General features: G+C 40.4%; 18 protein-coding genes. All 18 read left to right on the top strand.

Annotation, left to right across the window (positions count from 1 at the left end):
* Position 1: 1 nt before the first annotated feature.
* The 18 genes from spoIIIAB to ahrC all read left to right on the top strand — a co-directional run bounded on the left by spoIIIAB (position 2) and on the right by ahrC (position 14,610).
* Complete coding sequence (spoIIIAB, locus tag AC0VYO_RS14155; protein ID WP_194222114.1) at positions 2–514, top strand: stage III sporulation protein SpoIIIAB; 513 nt, start codon at positions 2–4, stop codon at positions 512–514.
* 19 nt (positions 515–533) lie between these two features.
* On the top strand, positions 534–740 hold the full coding sequence (gene spoIIIAC / locus AC0VYO_RS14150) for a stage III sporulation protein AC (protein WP_048308951.1): 207 nt from the start codon (positions 534–536) through the stop codon (positions 738–740).
* 12 nt (positions 741–752) lie between these two features.
* Positions 753–1,142 (top strand): stage III sporulation protein AD, encoded by a 390-nt coding sequence (gene spoIIIAD / locus AC0VYO_RS14145; protein ID WP_194222342.1) that lies wholly within the window; start codon positions 753–755, stop codon positions 1,140–1,142.
* Positions 1,143–1,157: 15 nt separating this feature from the next.
* Positions 1,158–2,348, top strand: a complete 1,191-nt coding sequence (gene spoIIIAE / locus AC0VYO_RS14140) for a stage III sporulation protein AE (protein WP_408962615.1) — start codon at positions 1,158–1,160, stop codon at positions 2,346–2,348.
* Positions 2,349–2,358: 10 nt separating this feature from the next.
* Positions 2,359–2,964, top strand: coding sequence for a stage III sporulation protein AF (gene spoIIIAF / locus AC0VYO_RS14135; RefSeq protein WP_475367736.1), 606 nt, complete (start codon positions 2,359–2,361; stop codon positions 2,962–2,964).
* 5 nt (positions 2,965–2,969) lie between these two features.
* A complete protein-coding gene (gene spoIIIAG / locus AC0VYO_RS14130; protein WP_430244693.1) occupies positions 2,970–3,608 on the top strand; it encodes a stage III sporulation protein AG in 639 nt (212 codons plus the stop codon).
* Entirely contained in the window at positions 3,609–4,172 is a 564-nt protein-coding gene (locus AC0VYO_RS14125; protein WP_475367735.1) for a SpoIIIAH-like family protein, read from the top strand.
* A 439-nt stretch (positions 4,173–4,611) separates the two neighbouring features.
* Positions 4,612–5,100, top strand: coding sequence for an acetyl-CoA carboxylase biotin carboxyl carrier protein (accB, locus tag AC0VYO_RS14120; RefSeq protein WP_194222110.1), 489 nt, complete (start codon positions 4,612–4,614; stop codon positions 5,098–5,100).
* An 11-nt stretch (positions 5,101–5,111) separates the two neighbouring features.
* Positions 5,112–6,479 (top strand): acetyl-CoA carboxylase biotin carboxylase subunit, encoded by a 1,368-nt coding sequence (accC, locus tag AC0VYO_RS14115; RefSeq protein WP_194222109.1) that lies wholly within the window; start codon positions 5,112–5,114, stop codon positions 6,477–6,479.
* A gap of 10 nt (positions 6,480–6,489) precedes the next feature.
* The gene (locus AC0VYO_RS14110; RefSeq protein WP_194222108.1) at positions 6,490–6,885 is read left to right on the top strand and encodes an Asp23/Gls24 family envelope stress response protein; all 396 of its coding nucleotides are present in this window, start codon (positions 6,490–6,492) and stop codon (positions 6,883–6,885) included.
* 127 nt (positions 6,886–7,012) lie between these two features.
* On the top strand, positions 7,013–7,399 hold the full coding sequence (gene nusB, locus AC0VYO_RS14105) for a transcription antitermination factor NusB (protein ID WP_475367734.1): 387 nt from the start codon (positions 7,013–7,015) through the stop codon (positions 7,397–7,399).
* 21 nt (positions 7,400–7,420) lie between these two features.
* On the top strand, positions 7,421–8,779 hold the full coding sequence (gene xseA, locus AC0VYO_RS14100) for an exodeoxyribonuclease VII large subunit (RefSeq protein WP_194222106.1): 1,359 nt from the start codon (positions 7,421–7,423) through the stop codon (positions 8,777–8,779).
* Positions 8,766–9,002 carry an exodeoxyribonuclease VII small subunit gene (locus AC0VYO_RS14095; RefSeq protein ID WP_194222105.1) on the top strand — a complete coding sequence of 79 codons (237 nt, stop codon included), beginning with the start codon at positions 8,766–8,768 and terminating at the stop codon, positions 9,000–9,002. The genes xseA and AC0VYO_RS14095 overlap by 14 nt, the downstream gene beginning before the upstream one ends.
* Entirely contained in the window at positions 8,999–9,880 is an 882-nt protein-coding gene (locus AC0VYO_RS14090) for a polyprenyl synthetase family protein (RefSeq protein ID WP_475367733.1), read from the top strand. The genes AC0VYO_RS14095 and AC0VYO_RS14090 overlap by 4 nt, the downstream gene beginning before the upstream one ends.
* A gap of 768 nt (positions 9,881–10,648) precedes the next feature.
* Positions 10,649–11,257: a hypothetical protein gene (locus AC0VYO_RS14085; RefSeq protein ID WP_475367732.1), complete on the top strand. Its 609-nt coding sequence runs from the start codon at positions 10,649–10,651 to the stop codon at positions 11,255–11,257.
* 18 nt (positions 11,258–11,275) lie between these two features.
* Complete coding sequence (dxs, locus tag AC0VYO_RS14080) at positions 11,276–13,168, top strand: 1-deoxy-D-xylulose-5-phosphate synthase (RefSeq protein WP_475367731.1); 1,893 nt, start codon at positions 11,276–11,278, stop codon at positions 13,166–13,168.
* Between the two features lie 6 nt (positions 13,169–13,174).
* Positions 13,175–13,981 carry a TlyA family RNA methyltransferase gene (locus AC0VYO_RS14075; protein ID WP_194222102.1) on the top strand — a complete coding sequence of 269 codons (807 nt, stop codon included), beginning with the start codon at positions 13,175–13,177 and terminating at the stop codon, positions 13,979–13,981.
* Between the two features lie 179 nt (positions 13,982–14,160).
* Positions 14,161–14,610, top strand: coding sequence for a transcriptional regulator AhrC/ArgR (ahrC, locus tag AC0VYO_RS14070; RefSeq protein WP_098444159.1), 450 nt, complete (start codon positions 14,161–14,163; stop codon positions 14,608–14,610).
* The last annotated feature ends 4 nt before the right edge of the window (positions 14,611–14,614 follow it).

Here is a 14,614-nt window from a genome sequence, read left to right as displayed (position 1 = left end):
CATGAAGTTACTAGGTGCAGTGCTCATCATTATGGCAAGCACATGGGCAGGTGTGGAATGGTCCAGGACAGTTAGTGAACGGTCACGCCAATTACGTCAGTTGAAGGCGGCATTACAGTCACTAGAAGCAGAGATTGTTTACGGAATGACACCTTTAAGCGTTGCTTGTAGTCATATATGTAGACAGGTTGGTCATCCTGTATCGTGGTTTTTTGATTCATTTAGGAGGAAGCTTGAGGCAGGCCATGCTACTGCGTATGAAGCATGGATTGAAAGTATGGAGGAAGTTTGGAAATACACTGCCTTTAAAAATGAGGAAAAAGAAGTGATGAAGCAATTAGGCGCTACCATTGGTCAGCATGATCGAGAACATGAGCAAAAGCAACTGAAGCTGGCATTAATTCACTTAGAGAGAGAAGAAAGTGAAGCGAGAGATAATCAGATGAAATATGAAAGAATGTTTAAAAGCCTTGGTGTACTTGGCGGTATTCTTCTTGTCATACTTTTGATTTAGTCATTGGGAGGAAGCGTAGATGAATCATGATGTAAATACGATTTTTCAAATAGCTGGTATTGGTATTATCGTTGCCATGCTTCATACAATCTTAAAGCAAATGGGAAAAGAGGAATACGCGCACTGGGTCACTTTAATAGGATTTATTGTTGTCCTTTATATGGTCATTACAATTATAGATGATCTTTTTCAGAAAATACGAGGAGTCTTCCTTTTTCAAGGGTAGGGGGTGACTGCGATTGATATTTTACAAATAGTCGGCTTAGGATTAATCGCTACCTTCCTAGTTATTGTGGTCAAAGAGCAAAAGCCTGTGTTTGCCTTCACGATTACGGTTTTCACAGGCGCTTTAATTTTTCTCTACTTAATAGGAGAAATTCAACACATTATTCGTATGCTTGAGAGTCTTGCAGCAAAAGCGAATGTTGAAATCGTTTATGTGGAAACGGTTTTAAAAATTATCGGGATCGCTTATATAGCAGAATTCGGTGCGCAAATTGTAAGAGATGCGGGTCAAGGCGCAATTGCATCGAAAATTGAACTTGCTGGTAAATTATTGATTCTTGCTATGGCAATTCCAATCTTAACGTTAATCATAGAAACAGTATTGAAATTATTACCATCATAAGAGGGGGAGAGGGACATGCCTCACATGAAAAAAATGCTGTTGATGCTGCTATTCCTCTGCTTTTCTCTTATGTTTTTTGAATCTTCCGTAGCGGCAAAAGGGGAAGAGGAGCCTCTTTCAAGTCAATTTGTAGACAAGCAGTTAAATACGCTTGGTTTACAAGAAATACAAGATTATTGGGATGAAGTCATTGAAGAATACGGGGGTTTTTTACCTGAAAGTCAGAAAGGCTCCTTTATGGAATTCATTAAAGGAGAAAAGCAGATATCTTTAAAAGCGTATTTTATTGGCCTACTAAAGTTTCTCTTCCATGAACTGCTTGTGCATGGAAAGCTTCTTGGGAGTCTGATCCTTCTTACAATCTTTAGTATCCTTCTGCAGAACATGCAAAATGCATTTGAACATAAAGCAGTTAGTACAGTAGCGTATGGCATTATTTATATGGTTTTAATTATCCTGGCACTAAATAGCTTTCATGTTGCGATTCAGTATACAGAAGATGCTATAGCTAACATGATGGGATTCTTACTTGCATTAATTCCATTGCTTTTAGCTTTAATGGCATCTGTGGGTGGAGTAGCTTCTGTTGCTTTCTTTCATCCGATCGTCTTATTTCTTGTAAATACTGGTGGATTACTTATTCAGAAGTTTGTACTTCCAATGCTCTTTCTATCAGCGGTCCTCGCTATTGTAAGTACTATCAGTGAGCAGTACAAGGTTACCCAGCTTTCTAATTTATTACGAAATGTAGCGATAGGAACTCTTGGCGTTTTCTTTGCGGTTTTTTTAGGGGTTATTTCAGTACAAGGTGCGACAACTGCGGTAGCGGATGGCGTTACGATAAGAGCTGCGAAATTTGTAACGGGTAACTTTATCCCAGTCGTTGGTCGGATGTTTACAGATGCCACCGACACGGTGTTAAGCGCCTCTGTTCTATTAAAAAACACGGTGGGCTTAGCTGGGGTTGTCATTCTCTTAATGATCTGCGCTTTTCCGGCGCTAAAAGTATTATCACTAGTACTAATCTATAATATTGCTGCAGCGGTGATTCAACCATTGGGCGGTGGTCCAATTATTCAATCCCTAAATGTTATATCAAAAAGCATTTTGTTCATATTTGCGGCCCTTGCTATTGTTTCATTGATGTTCTTTCTTGCTGTAACGATTATTATAGCATCTGGCAATATTACGTTAATGGTGCGTTAGGAGGTGTCGTGTGGATATTATTACAGGCTGGATTACAAATATTATTGTGTTAATCCTTCTAGCAACAGTTCTAGAACTATTGTTGCCAAATTCAAATATGCAGCGTTATGTAAAGATGGTTATAGGTTTAATGTTAATGGCGGTTATTTTATCTCCTATACTCACGATTTTCACTAAAGACTTTGATGCCATGCTCCGAACAGTAACGCTCACTGACTCAACTCAAAATGCAAATATGGAAAATCAGATAGAATCAAAGAAAAGTGAAATACAAGCATCCAATGCTGCATATATTGAAGAACAAATGGCTGTCCAAATGAAAAGCCAGGTAGAAAAGGAGTTGAGGGACCAGTTTAACCTCGAGATCACAAGCGTTAGTCTTCAGTTAAAGAATCTTGATGGGGAAAAGGATATTGATCAAATTGCAGTAACAGTAAATGAAGCAGGAGCAGAAAAATCTGTTCAGGAAGTGGATGCTGTATCCGTATCAATTGATATTCAGGAGGAAGAGGTTGAAGCAACGGATACTCTCTCTCGTAAGGTTGCATACTTTCTTGCAGATGAGTGGGAGCTGTATCCAAAACAAGTCGGAGTTCAGGTGAAAGGAGGAGAGTAGGGAACGTGGATGAAAAACCAACTAGCTGGCTTGATCAATTGAAGAAGCCTAAAAAGAAAAAGGGAATCCCGTTATTATATTTGATTATTGCTGCGGGGATTGGCGTTATCTTCATGTTTTCCGGAAGCTTTTTCCAGTCACCTGAACAAGTCCAGGAAGTGTTTTCAGAGCAGGCGAGCTCAAAGGATAGTGAACCTACCTTTAGTCAAAAGAAGTCCAATCCGTCGTCTATGGCTGAATACGAGAATGTATACGAAACACAGCTGAAAGAAGCTTTAGATGAAGTGGCAGGAGTTTCTGATGCCACAGTTATTGTAAATTTAGATTCTACAGAAGAAAAAATCGTTGAGAAAAACAGCACTTCTACTGATAAATATACGGACGAATCTCCAAATGATGGAGGTTCAAGAAAGATTGAAGAACAGTCAAGTGAAGAACAAGTTGTCGTCATTCAAAATGACAACGGACAGGAGCCTATCATTGTTAGTACAAAGAAGCCTGTCGTACGAGGAGTTGTAGTGGTAGCGGTTGGAGCAGAGAATATGGAAGTAAAGAAAATGATCGTGGATGCAGTAACAAGACTGCTAGACGTCAAGAGTCACCGTGTCATGGTGCTTCCGAAAAAATTAAAGGGGGAATCCTAAATGGTTTTGAAAAAGCAAACAGTGTGGTTACTAACGATGTTAAGTTTAATCATTGTTTTATCAGCATATTATATTATGACTCCTGGAACTGATAATGTAGCGTTTGTAGGGGATCAGGATCAAGAGCAGAGTGGTGAGGAAAGTAAGAGAGAAGAGGCAAAAGAAACGAACGCAGAAGAAGGAGATGCTGTTTCTTCAAGTGTTTCAAGTGAGGAAGGTTTTGCATCCATAAGACTTGAGATTCAAGAACAACGAGATGCAGCGATTGAAGACTATACGGCAGTTATTGCAAGCGAAGCATCTGCTGACCTTAGAAATGAGGCACATGAGCAACGTCAAGAATTGATGGCATTATCTCAAAAAGAATCTGTATTGGAAAATGTGATAAAGTCAGAAGGGTATAGCGATGCGGTAGTTTATACGCTAGATGATGATAAAGTAAGAGTTATTGTTAAAGCAGATCAACTCTCGAATGAAGAGGCCAACAACATTATGGTACTAGCAGAAGAACAGCTAGGAGAAGGCCATAGAATAGCGGTTGAATTTCAGGCTGCAGCAAAGTAAAGATGGAGTTCACTCCATCTTTTTTGTTTTGACCCATTTATGCTCTGAAAATATTGTGAAAAAAGTTTCGTTCAGAATGAAGGGTTATTGCCAAATAAACAAAAGTAGATAAAGCACCAATTTTTAAAGTAAGCGTACATAGATAATCCACATAATATTTTATAGGTGAAAACGTTTTCTGTGTTTGTTACCCTTATAATAGGGCGGTGTGCAAAGATGCCTTCTACCAAGTAAACTGAAGATATGATATGATTAATAGGCTTAGGACCTGCTTTTATATAATGGTCTTAATTCTGAGGTTTGATTTGTTAGATGGAATGCTGGAGATACTAATACACATCTTTATTATGCTATAATTGCTATAAGTTGGAGCGTGTCTTCTGCACAGAAAAACCTCCTAAATACTAAATTTGAAAAAAGATGACAGGGAGTGGAAGTCTTGTTAAAAGTTCAAGAAATTCGCGAATTGATCAAACTTATTGATCAATCAAGCATTGATGAATTCGAATACGAAAATGATGGGTCTAAAATTGTTTTAAAGAAAAACGACGTACAATATGCTGAGGCACCTGTACAGCAGCCTGTACAGCAGCCCGTTGCACAACAGGCACCTGAGCCAGTGAAGCAAGTGGCGTCTTCTTCAAAAGAGCAAGCTACTGAAGAACCAAAAGAAGAGAAACAGGATGAATCATTACATAAGATAGAATCCCCAATGGTGGGAACGTTCTATGCTCGTCCAAATCCAGAGTCAGATCTTTATGTGAAAACAGGAGAAAAAGTTTCGGAAGATAGCGTAGTCTGCATCATTGAAGCAATGAAGCTTTTTAATGAAATAGAAGCAGAGGTAAATGGAGAAATCGTAGAAATGCTAGTTGAAGATGGTCAGCTGGTTGAATACGGACAGCCTCTGTTTTTAGTGAAAGCATAGGTGATGATAGGATGGAGATTAAGAAATTACTTGTAGCTAACCGCGGAGAGATAGCAGTAAGAATCATACGAGCTTGTGAAGAGCTCGGAATAGAAACAGTAGCCGTATATTCCCAGGCAGATAAAGATGCGCTTCATGTTAGACTTGCTGATGAAGCTTATTGTATCGGACCCACAGCAGCAAAAGACAGCTATTTAAATTTTACAAATATCATGAGTATTGCTACTGTGACAGGGGTTGACGCCATTCATCCCGGATATGGTTTTCTAGCTGAAAATGCCGATTTTGCTGAACTTTGTAGAGAATGCAATGTGACGTTTGTTGGTCCTAGTCCTGAAGCCATTAATCGCATGGGCACGAAAGACGTTGCTAGAACGACAATGAAGGAAGCTGGAGTTCCGATTGTACCTGGCTCTGAAGGAATTATTAAAGATGCTGACGAGGCAGTAGCTCTTGCGAACGAAATGGGTTACCCCGTCATTATTAAAGCGACTGCTGGCGGTGGCGGTAAAGGAATCCGTATTGCTAAGGATGAGAATGAATTAGTAAAAGGAATCAATATTACGCAACAAGAAGCCTCTACCGCATTTGGAAACCCTGGGGTTTACATTGAAAAGTTTATTGAAGACTTCCGACATGTAGAGATCCAAGTCCTTGCAGATAATCATGGGAATGCGATCCATCTAGGTGAGCGTGATTGTTCTATCCAAAGGCGTTTACAAAAGCTAGTGGAAGAAACCCCTTCTCCAGCTCTTGACGCAACAATTAGAAAGAAAATGGGAGATGCGGCAGTGCGAGCTGCTCAAGCCGTTCAATATTCTGGTGCAGGAACTGTGGAGTTTATTTTTGAGCCAACAGGGAATTTTTATTTTATGGAAATGAATACGCGCATTCAAGTTGAGCACCCTGTGACTGAGATGGTAACGGGTATTGACTTAATTAAGGAACAAATCCGAGCAGCTTCTGATGAAGAACTTCGATACAAACAAGAAGATGTGACGTTTAAAGGATGGGCGATTGAGTGCCGTATCAACGCAGAAGATCCTGACAAAAAGTTTATGCCGTCCCCTGGTAAGGTTGAAATGTACCTGCCGCCGGGTGGATTTGGAGTTCGAGTTGATTCAGCTGTTTATCCAGGGTATGATATTTTACCTTTTTATGATTCAATGGTTGCAAAGCTGATTACTTATGCTGATACTCGAGAAGAAGCTATCGCTAGAATGAAGCGAGCACTAGGAGAGTTTGTCGTTGAAGGTGTTAAAACAACTATTCCGTTCCATATGCGCCTTATGAATCATGAGAAATTTGTAAGCGGCGATTTCAATACAAAGTTTCTTGAGAAATATGATTTAACAGAGCAATCAATGAATTCTAAGTGAGGTGTTCAGAATGAATGAACTTCAATCATTTGAAATGGAAGAGCACGATACTGGTCTTGGAAAAGTAGAGATTTCACCTGAAGTTATCGAAGTCATTGGAAGTATTGCAGCTTCTGAAGTTGATGGTGTAGCAGAGATGAGAGGGAATTTCGCCTCTGGTGTTGTAGAACGCTTTGGGCGAAAGGATCATCGAAAAGGCGTCAAGGTGGAACTTGATGAAGATGGGATCATCTTAGATGCCTATGTGGTGGTAAGCTATGGTTTATCCATTCCGGAAGTATGTGAGAAGGTTCAGGAAAATATCCGTCAGGCCCTTCTTACAATGACTGCTCTAGAAATCAGTGCCGTCAACGTGAGTGTTGTAGGCATTACATTTGATAAAAAAGAACCAGAGAACGAAGAATAAGCAGCGGGGATTGTCCCCCTGCTTTTTTGTTTGTGAAAACAATTGGACATTGCAAAACCTGTATTTGTCCTCTACAGTATGCTATTATTTATTGGTATAGCAATATTAGCGTAAAGGGAGTATAGCAATGAAAAGAAGACATGCAAGAGAAAAAGCCATCCAGGTATTGTTTCAAATAGATGTAACAGACACCGATCCACGTGAGGCTCTTCAACACGTTTTAAATGAAGAAGAAGGTGACGAGTTTCTATCTGAGCTTGTCTTCGGAACGCTTGAGAACCTCGAAAAAATTGATGAAGTCATTAAAGAAAATCTTGTGAACTGGACATTTAATCGGATCGGAAATGTTGACCGTTCAGTACTACGCATGGCTTCTTATGAAATGGTAGTCAGAGATGATATACCCGTTAACGTTAGTTTAAATGAAGCCGTTGAACTTGCGAAGTTATTCGGTGGAGAAGAATCAGGGCGTTTTGTGAATGGTGTCCTCTCTAAGATCATCCAAAAAAGCTAATTTAAGTAGGAGGGGATAGTTGTGAAAGCGGATCGCTATATTTCGGTAACGGCGCTTACGAGACATGTTAAGCGAATGATTGATAATGAACCTGCACTGCAAGATGTCTGGTTGCGTGGCGAATTATCCAATGTGAAGCTTCACAATCGAGGACATCTTTACTTTACAGTTAAAGATGATAAATCACGTGTTCAGGCTGTCATGTTTGCAGGAAATAATCGGCATATGAAATTCAAACCCGAAAGCGGAATGAAAGTACTGATCCGTGGAGAAATATCTGTGTTTGAGCCATATGGCCAATATCAGCTCTACGCAAAAGAAATGCAGCCTGATGGAATTGGTAATCTTTATTTAGCTTACGAAGAGCTGAAACGAAAACTCGAATTTGAAGGATTGTTTTCTGATAACCTCAAACAGCAAATTCCACGCTATCCTACAGAAATTGGCGTTATTACTTCCCCTACTGGAGCGGCCATTCGAGATATTTTCACGACAATTAAAAGACGGTATCCAGCTGCGCGAATTACGGTTTTTCCCGTTCTCGTGCAGGGAAATCGTGCTAAGGGATCGATTGTTCAAGCCATAGAGATGGCGAATGCGATGAAAATGATTGATGTGCTGATTGTGGGGCGTGGCGGTGGATCTATTGAAGAACTATGGGCATTTAATGAAGAAGAAGTCGCAAGAAGTATTGCTAGGTCGCACGTACCGATTATTTCTGCGGTAGGCCATGAAACGGACTTTACGATTGCGGATTTCGTTGCTGACTTAAGAGCGCCGACACCAACTGGTGCTGCTGAATTAGCAGTCCCTAGTGTAGTGGAATTGAAAGAGCGAGTTGATCAAAGAGTACATAGACTCATGAGAGTAATGCAAGAAAAACTTGTCTCCGATCGAGATCGGCTGTCAAACCTCCAAAAGTCTTATGCTTTTCGCTATCCAGATCAACTATTGAAGCAAAAGGAACAAGAGCTTGATTTGCAAGTAGAGCGATTGCAGAGAAATATGAAGCGGTTATTGTCGTATACAAAAGAACAAGTCGATCGAAACCATAAGCAATTAAAAAAGCAGCACCCCCAAAAACTTCTAAAAGAAGCGAGTCAAGAGCTTGTAGAGCTCAAGAATTCTTTGAATAAGGAAATGCAACGTGTTTTAGTTGGAAAACAACGTGATTTCTCACTTGCTGCTGGGAAATTGAATGCATTAAGTCCATTGAAAGTAATGGAGCGGGGGTATAGCCTTGCATATAAAGAAGAAGAACTCATTAAGTCTGTTAGTCAGGTCCAACCTGGAGATGTTCTTAAACTTGAAATGACAGATGGAAAAATTGATTGCCATGTATGGGGATTAGAGGAGAGTGATTCGAATGGAGAAAAATGAGAACGTCACATTTGAAGAAGCAATGGAAAAGTTAGAACAAATCGTAGGGGCCTTAGAAGAGGGAAATGTTCCTCTTGAAAAAGCTATTTCACTCTTTCAAGAGGGGATGAACTTATCAAACATCTGTCATGAAAAACTGCAATCCGTTGAAGGAAAAATGGATCAAATTGTTGAGGAAAACGGTGAAATCAAGCGTTTTTCTGTGCAGGAGGATGAAGCGTGATCCAAGATCTTAGCTCTTATATGAATGAGTGTAAAAAACTGCTTGATCAAGAACTGCCTTCATATATTAATCATCTTGAAATGCCAGAATCATTAAAAGAAGCGATGTTGTATTCGATTCATGCGGGAGGGAAGCGGATCCGCCCGATATTAATGCTTGCTACTGTAGAAGCATTTGGCGAATCGATTGATCAAGCAATTCCCATTGCCTGTGCTGTAGAAATGATTCATACGTATTCGCTAATTCATGATGATTTGCCGGCTATGGACAATGATGATTTGCGTCGAGGAAAACCTACAAACCACATCGTTTTCGGCGAAGCGGCGGCTATTCTAGCTGGTGATGCCCTTTTAACCCAAAGTTTTGAACTTATTGCAGACTCCAACTTAACGAGCGAGCAAAAAGTAGAGCTTATTAAGTTATTGTCTCATGCTGCTGGACCTTCGGGTATGGTTGGGGGGCAAATGGCAGATTTGGATGGTGAAAAACAAGCATTAACGTTAGAACAACTTGAGTATATTCATCATCATAAGACTGGGAAGCTTCTTATGTTTTCCATTATGGCAGGGGCGATTATTGCAAATGCTTCGCCACTTCAACGGGAACATCTCCAAGCATTCGGTGAGCACATCGGGTTATCTTTCCAAATAAGTGATGATATCCTTGATGTTGAAGGAGATGAAGGCAAGATTGGTAAACAACCAGGAAGTGATGAGAATAACGAGAAAAGCACATATCCTAAGCTTCTGTCCTTAAAGGGCGCTAAAGAAAAATTAAAGCATCATTTTGATGAGGGATTATCTCACCTTTCTGCCGCTAACATAAAGGAAAATAGATTAAGGTCGATTGCAAAGTTTATTGTAGAGCGTGATCATTAACATATAATTGAGCATAATCATAACCTGTGGTATAATAAGTTAAGATTGAGTGGTGCAGTATTCTAGTCAGTTCGCCATTTCTGAAGGCGGGCCTAAAAATCCGCCATAGGGCACATCGATGAAGTTCCTGGTGTTGGCTTGAGTCGCCCAGACTTGGGTCGATGCTGGGAGTTAAGGTCGCAGGGCGATCCACAAAGGCATGTGGGCGTTGACCCTGCTTCCGCGGAGGCCCATTCTTGTAGTAGAGCGGTTAACGCTGCCTGCTATGAATTGGGGTATGAACCTGTTGCAGCTGCATGGGAACGCAGTTGAACAGCGTAGCCTGCCTTGAGTGGAGCTAGAGGGGATTATGGATTATTGGAAATTTGCAGCTCGGCCGGCCGCTTTTTTCCTACCACCCATATGAAATCTGCTCTGCAAAAGAGGCTAGGAAATGTGTGGAACTGTTGAGGAAAACTCCTAGACTGTTCCGAGTGACACTTAAAGGGGATTATAGTGCGGACTAAGTGGTAATCCAGTCTAGCGCATGGTGACTACGCTAAGATAGATATAAAGGGAAACCGCCTGAATGGCGACGTTCAGGTATCTATCTGGGAAAACCTACTGGACCTAAGCCGCAGTCTTTACTCTTTAAGTGACCACTCTTCAATACATATGAGTAAAGGGGTGTTCAACTGACAGGGAACAGGGGGAAACGAACTGACCCCATGAATTCCTGCCAGATGGATACCTATTTTTATGTGATTATATAATGGACAAGGAGTAGATATGAAAGCTTCCGTATCAAAATCCATAAACTGGAGTTTAGCTATTGCCGTTATCACACTTGTGTTAGCGGCTATTTTTTCAATTATATCGACGGCAGTATTAAGTGGTGTATCTTGGGCAATTGGTATGATTGTAGTATTATTAATCGTTCTAATTGGTATTTTCTTTGATACAATTGGGGTTGCTTCAACAGCAGCAAATGAGGTACCCTTCCACGCTATGGCTGCTGAACGCCTAACCGGGGCGAAGCATGCAATTTTTGTTACACGTAACGCAGATCGCGTAGCAAGCTTCTGTAATGATGTAATTGGTGATATTTCGGGTATTATAAGTGGTACAGCCTCCGCAACCGTTGTCGTACAATTAACACTTCAACTTGGACATAGCGATGGATCTTTGTTTCAATATATAGTATCAGTAGTATTTACCAGCGTCATAGCTGCGTTGACGGTCGGAGGAAAAGCGCTCGGAAAAACGTTTGCGATCCATTTTTCTACTGGAATCATTTTCCAAGTAGGGCGGTTCTTATATTATGTGGAAAAAACATTTAAAATTAGAATGGTAGGCAACCAATCCAAAAAGAAAAAGGGAAACCGTAAATCGAAATAAGAAGGGGAGGACATTCCCATGGATTTAGAAAAGATTGAGAATCCTAAGTTTCTCAAAAATTATGATATCAATGAAATGACCGAGCTTGCAGAAGAAGTTAGAAGTTTTTTAATTAATAAATTATCTGAAACTGGTGGACATCTTGGTCCTAACCTTGGTGTGGTTGAACTGACAATCGTTCTTCATAAAATTTATGATAGTCCAAAAGATAAATTCATCTGGGATGTAGGACACCAAGCATACGTTCATAAAATTCTGACAGGACGAGCTTCTAGATTTGATACTTTGCGAAAATACAAAGGTCTTTGTGGATTCCCTAAGCGAAATGAGAGTGAGCATGACGTTTGGGAAACTGGTCATAGTTCTACATCATTATCTGCTGCGATGGGTATGGCTGCTGCTCGTGATATGAAAGGAAGCGACGAGAGTGTTGTCGCGATCATTGGGGATGGCGCATTAACAGGTGGAATGGCCTTAGAAGCGCTTAATCATATTGGTCATGAGCAGAAAGATATGCTAGTGATCTTAAATGATAACGAAATGTCGATTGCTCCTAACGTTGGAGCACTTCATAATATTCTAGGAAAACTTCGTACAGCAGGTAAATATCATAAAGCGAAAGAAGAGCTTGAATATTTGCTTAAGAAAATCCCTGCTTTCGGCGGTGCGCTTGCATCGACTGCTGAGCGTGTTAAAGATGCTCTGAAATATCTATTGGTGTCTGGTATTTTCTTTGAGGAACTTGGATTCACCTACCTTGGACCAGTAGATGGGCATGACGTTGAAGCTCTAATGGATAATATTAAGTACGCTAAGAAAACAAAAGGGCCCGTCCTTATACATGTGTTAACAAAAAAAGGAAAAGGTTATCAACCGGCTGAAAGCGATCAAATCGGTGTATGGCACGGTGTGAGTCCTTATAAAATCGAAGCTGGGGAACAGATTAAACCGAAAGTTGCTGCCCCAGGCTATAGCAAGGTAGTAAGTGAAACGGTACGGAAGCTCGCTGAAAAAGATGATCGCATTTCTGTTATTACACCAGCTATGACAGTTGGTTCAAAATGGGAAGCGTTCGAAAAGCAATTTCCAGAAAGACTTTTTGATGTAGGAATTGCAGAACAGCATGCTACAACGATGGCAGCAGGACTTGCAACACAAAACCTGAAGCCTGTCTTATCTATCTACTCCACGTTTCTTCAAAGAGCCTATGATCAGCTTGTCCACGACGTGTGCAGGCAGAACCTAAACGTATTTCTTGCAGTTGATCGTTCTGGTCTTGTAGGAGCAGACGGGGAAACACATCAGGGAGTATTCGATATCTCGTTCCTTCGTCATTTACCGAACATGGTCTTAATGATGGCTAAAGATGAGAATGAATTGCAACATATGGTGAATACTGGAATGAAGTATAATCAAGGCCCGATTGCAGTTCGGTATCCGCGAGGAAATGGCATCGGTGCGAAGATGGATGAAGACTTAAAAGAAATTCCAATTGGCACTTGGGAAGTCATTCGCGAAGGAACAGATGTCGCACTCCTTTCTTTTGGTCCTACGCTTCAAGACCTTTTGAAAGCTGCAGAGAAACTTGAACAAGAAGGCATCTCAGCTCGAATAATTAATGCTCGTTTTATTAAGCCTCTTGATGAGAAAATGATGGCTGAACTTATGCAAGAAGGAATTCCGATGTTAACAGTGGAGGAAGCGATTCTTCAAGGTGGATTTGGTAGTGCTGTACTTGAGTATGTGAACGACAGCGGTTATCAACACGGTACAATTCAAAGAATGGGCATACCAGATGCATATATTGAACACGGCAGTGTCAATGAACTATTAAAAGAAATCGGCTTAACTCCAGATGATATTGTTGCGAAAGCGAAGAAAATAATTCCAGCAAAACAAAAGAGGGCATAAAAGAGAATGGCTAAGAAGGAAAGACTTGATGTAATCCTTGTTAATCGTGGACTAATCGATACAAGAGAAAAAGCAAAAAGAGCGATCATGGCTGGCCTTGTATTTTCGGAAACAGAAAGAATGGACAAGCCGGGTGTGAAAGTAGCAGAAGACATTAGTTTACAAATAAAAGGTGATACGCTTCGTTATGTTGGACGCGGTGGTTTAAAACTTGAGAAGGCGATTAACGTCTTCTCTCTTCTCACCGAAAACAAAGTTGTATTGGATATCGGCTCATCTACAGGTGGGTTTACGGATTGCGCGCTGCAAAATGGTGCTTCACTCGTGTATGCACTTGATGTTGGTTATAATCAATTAGCTTGGAAATTACGTGTAGATGACCGAGTAGTTGTTAAAGAAAGAACAAATTTTAGATATGCAGAGAAAGCAGACTTTGAACAGGGGTTGCCAGATCTTGCCACCATAGATGTCTCCTTTATTTCCTTAAAATTGATTTTGCCAGTTCTTAAGCAGATCTTAAAAGAAAATGGAGAAGTGATTGCACTTGTAAAACCTCAATTCGAAGCTGGAAGAGGAGAAGTTGGGAAAAAAGGAATCGTACGTGATAAAAAAATTCACTTACGTGTACTAAAAGAAATGATGGACTTCGCGACTAAAGAAGGCTATCAGATCAAAGGCATCTCTTTTTCTCCAATAACCGGTGGTGAAGGAAATATCGAATTTTTATTATACTTGGGCTGGCAGCAGGATATGGTTAACGAAACAATTCCTACGCCTGAAGAAGTTGTAGAAGAAGCGCATCAAAAGTTATAGAGGATACACGCTGTGTGTCCTTTTTCTCGTTCGTCACTGTACCAGAGAAGTTTATTCGTATTTAGTCCAGAAAATATCTTTTTACGAGTGAATATTTATGAGGGTCTATACAAAAGAGAAGCGTGGCTATATAATAAGGCTGTCAGATTTTACTTACCGGAACTTCTGGAGGTTATACAATGAATAAAGGACAACGTCATATCAAAATTCGTGAAATGATTGCCAATCAAGATGTTGAAACACAAGATGAACTTGTGTATTGCCTGAAGAGCGCTGGCTTTAATGTAACTCAAGCCACTGTTTCACGGGATATTAAAGAACTTCATCTTGTTAAAGTGCCAACAATTGATGGTAGATACAAATACAGTCTTCCTGCAGATCAGCGCTTTAATCCACTTCAGAAATTGAAGAGAACATTAACAGATGCATTTATTAGCATAGATCATGCGGATCATCTTATCGTTATGAAAACGCTTCCTGGTAATGCGAATGCGATTGGTGCGCTAATAGATAATTTAGACTGGGAAGAAATCATGGGAAACATTAGCGGAGATGATACTATATTAATCATTTGCAAAAGTGCTGATGCTGCACCTATGTTATCACAACGCTTTATTGACATGCTTTAGGAAA

Source organism: Anaerobacillus sp. 63XJN7_4_ISO-PGPR-S23-413 (genome assembly GCF_056173725.1).
Note: the sequence above shows the minus strand (reverse complement) of the source record. Positions and strands in the feature narration are given on the sequence as shown.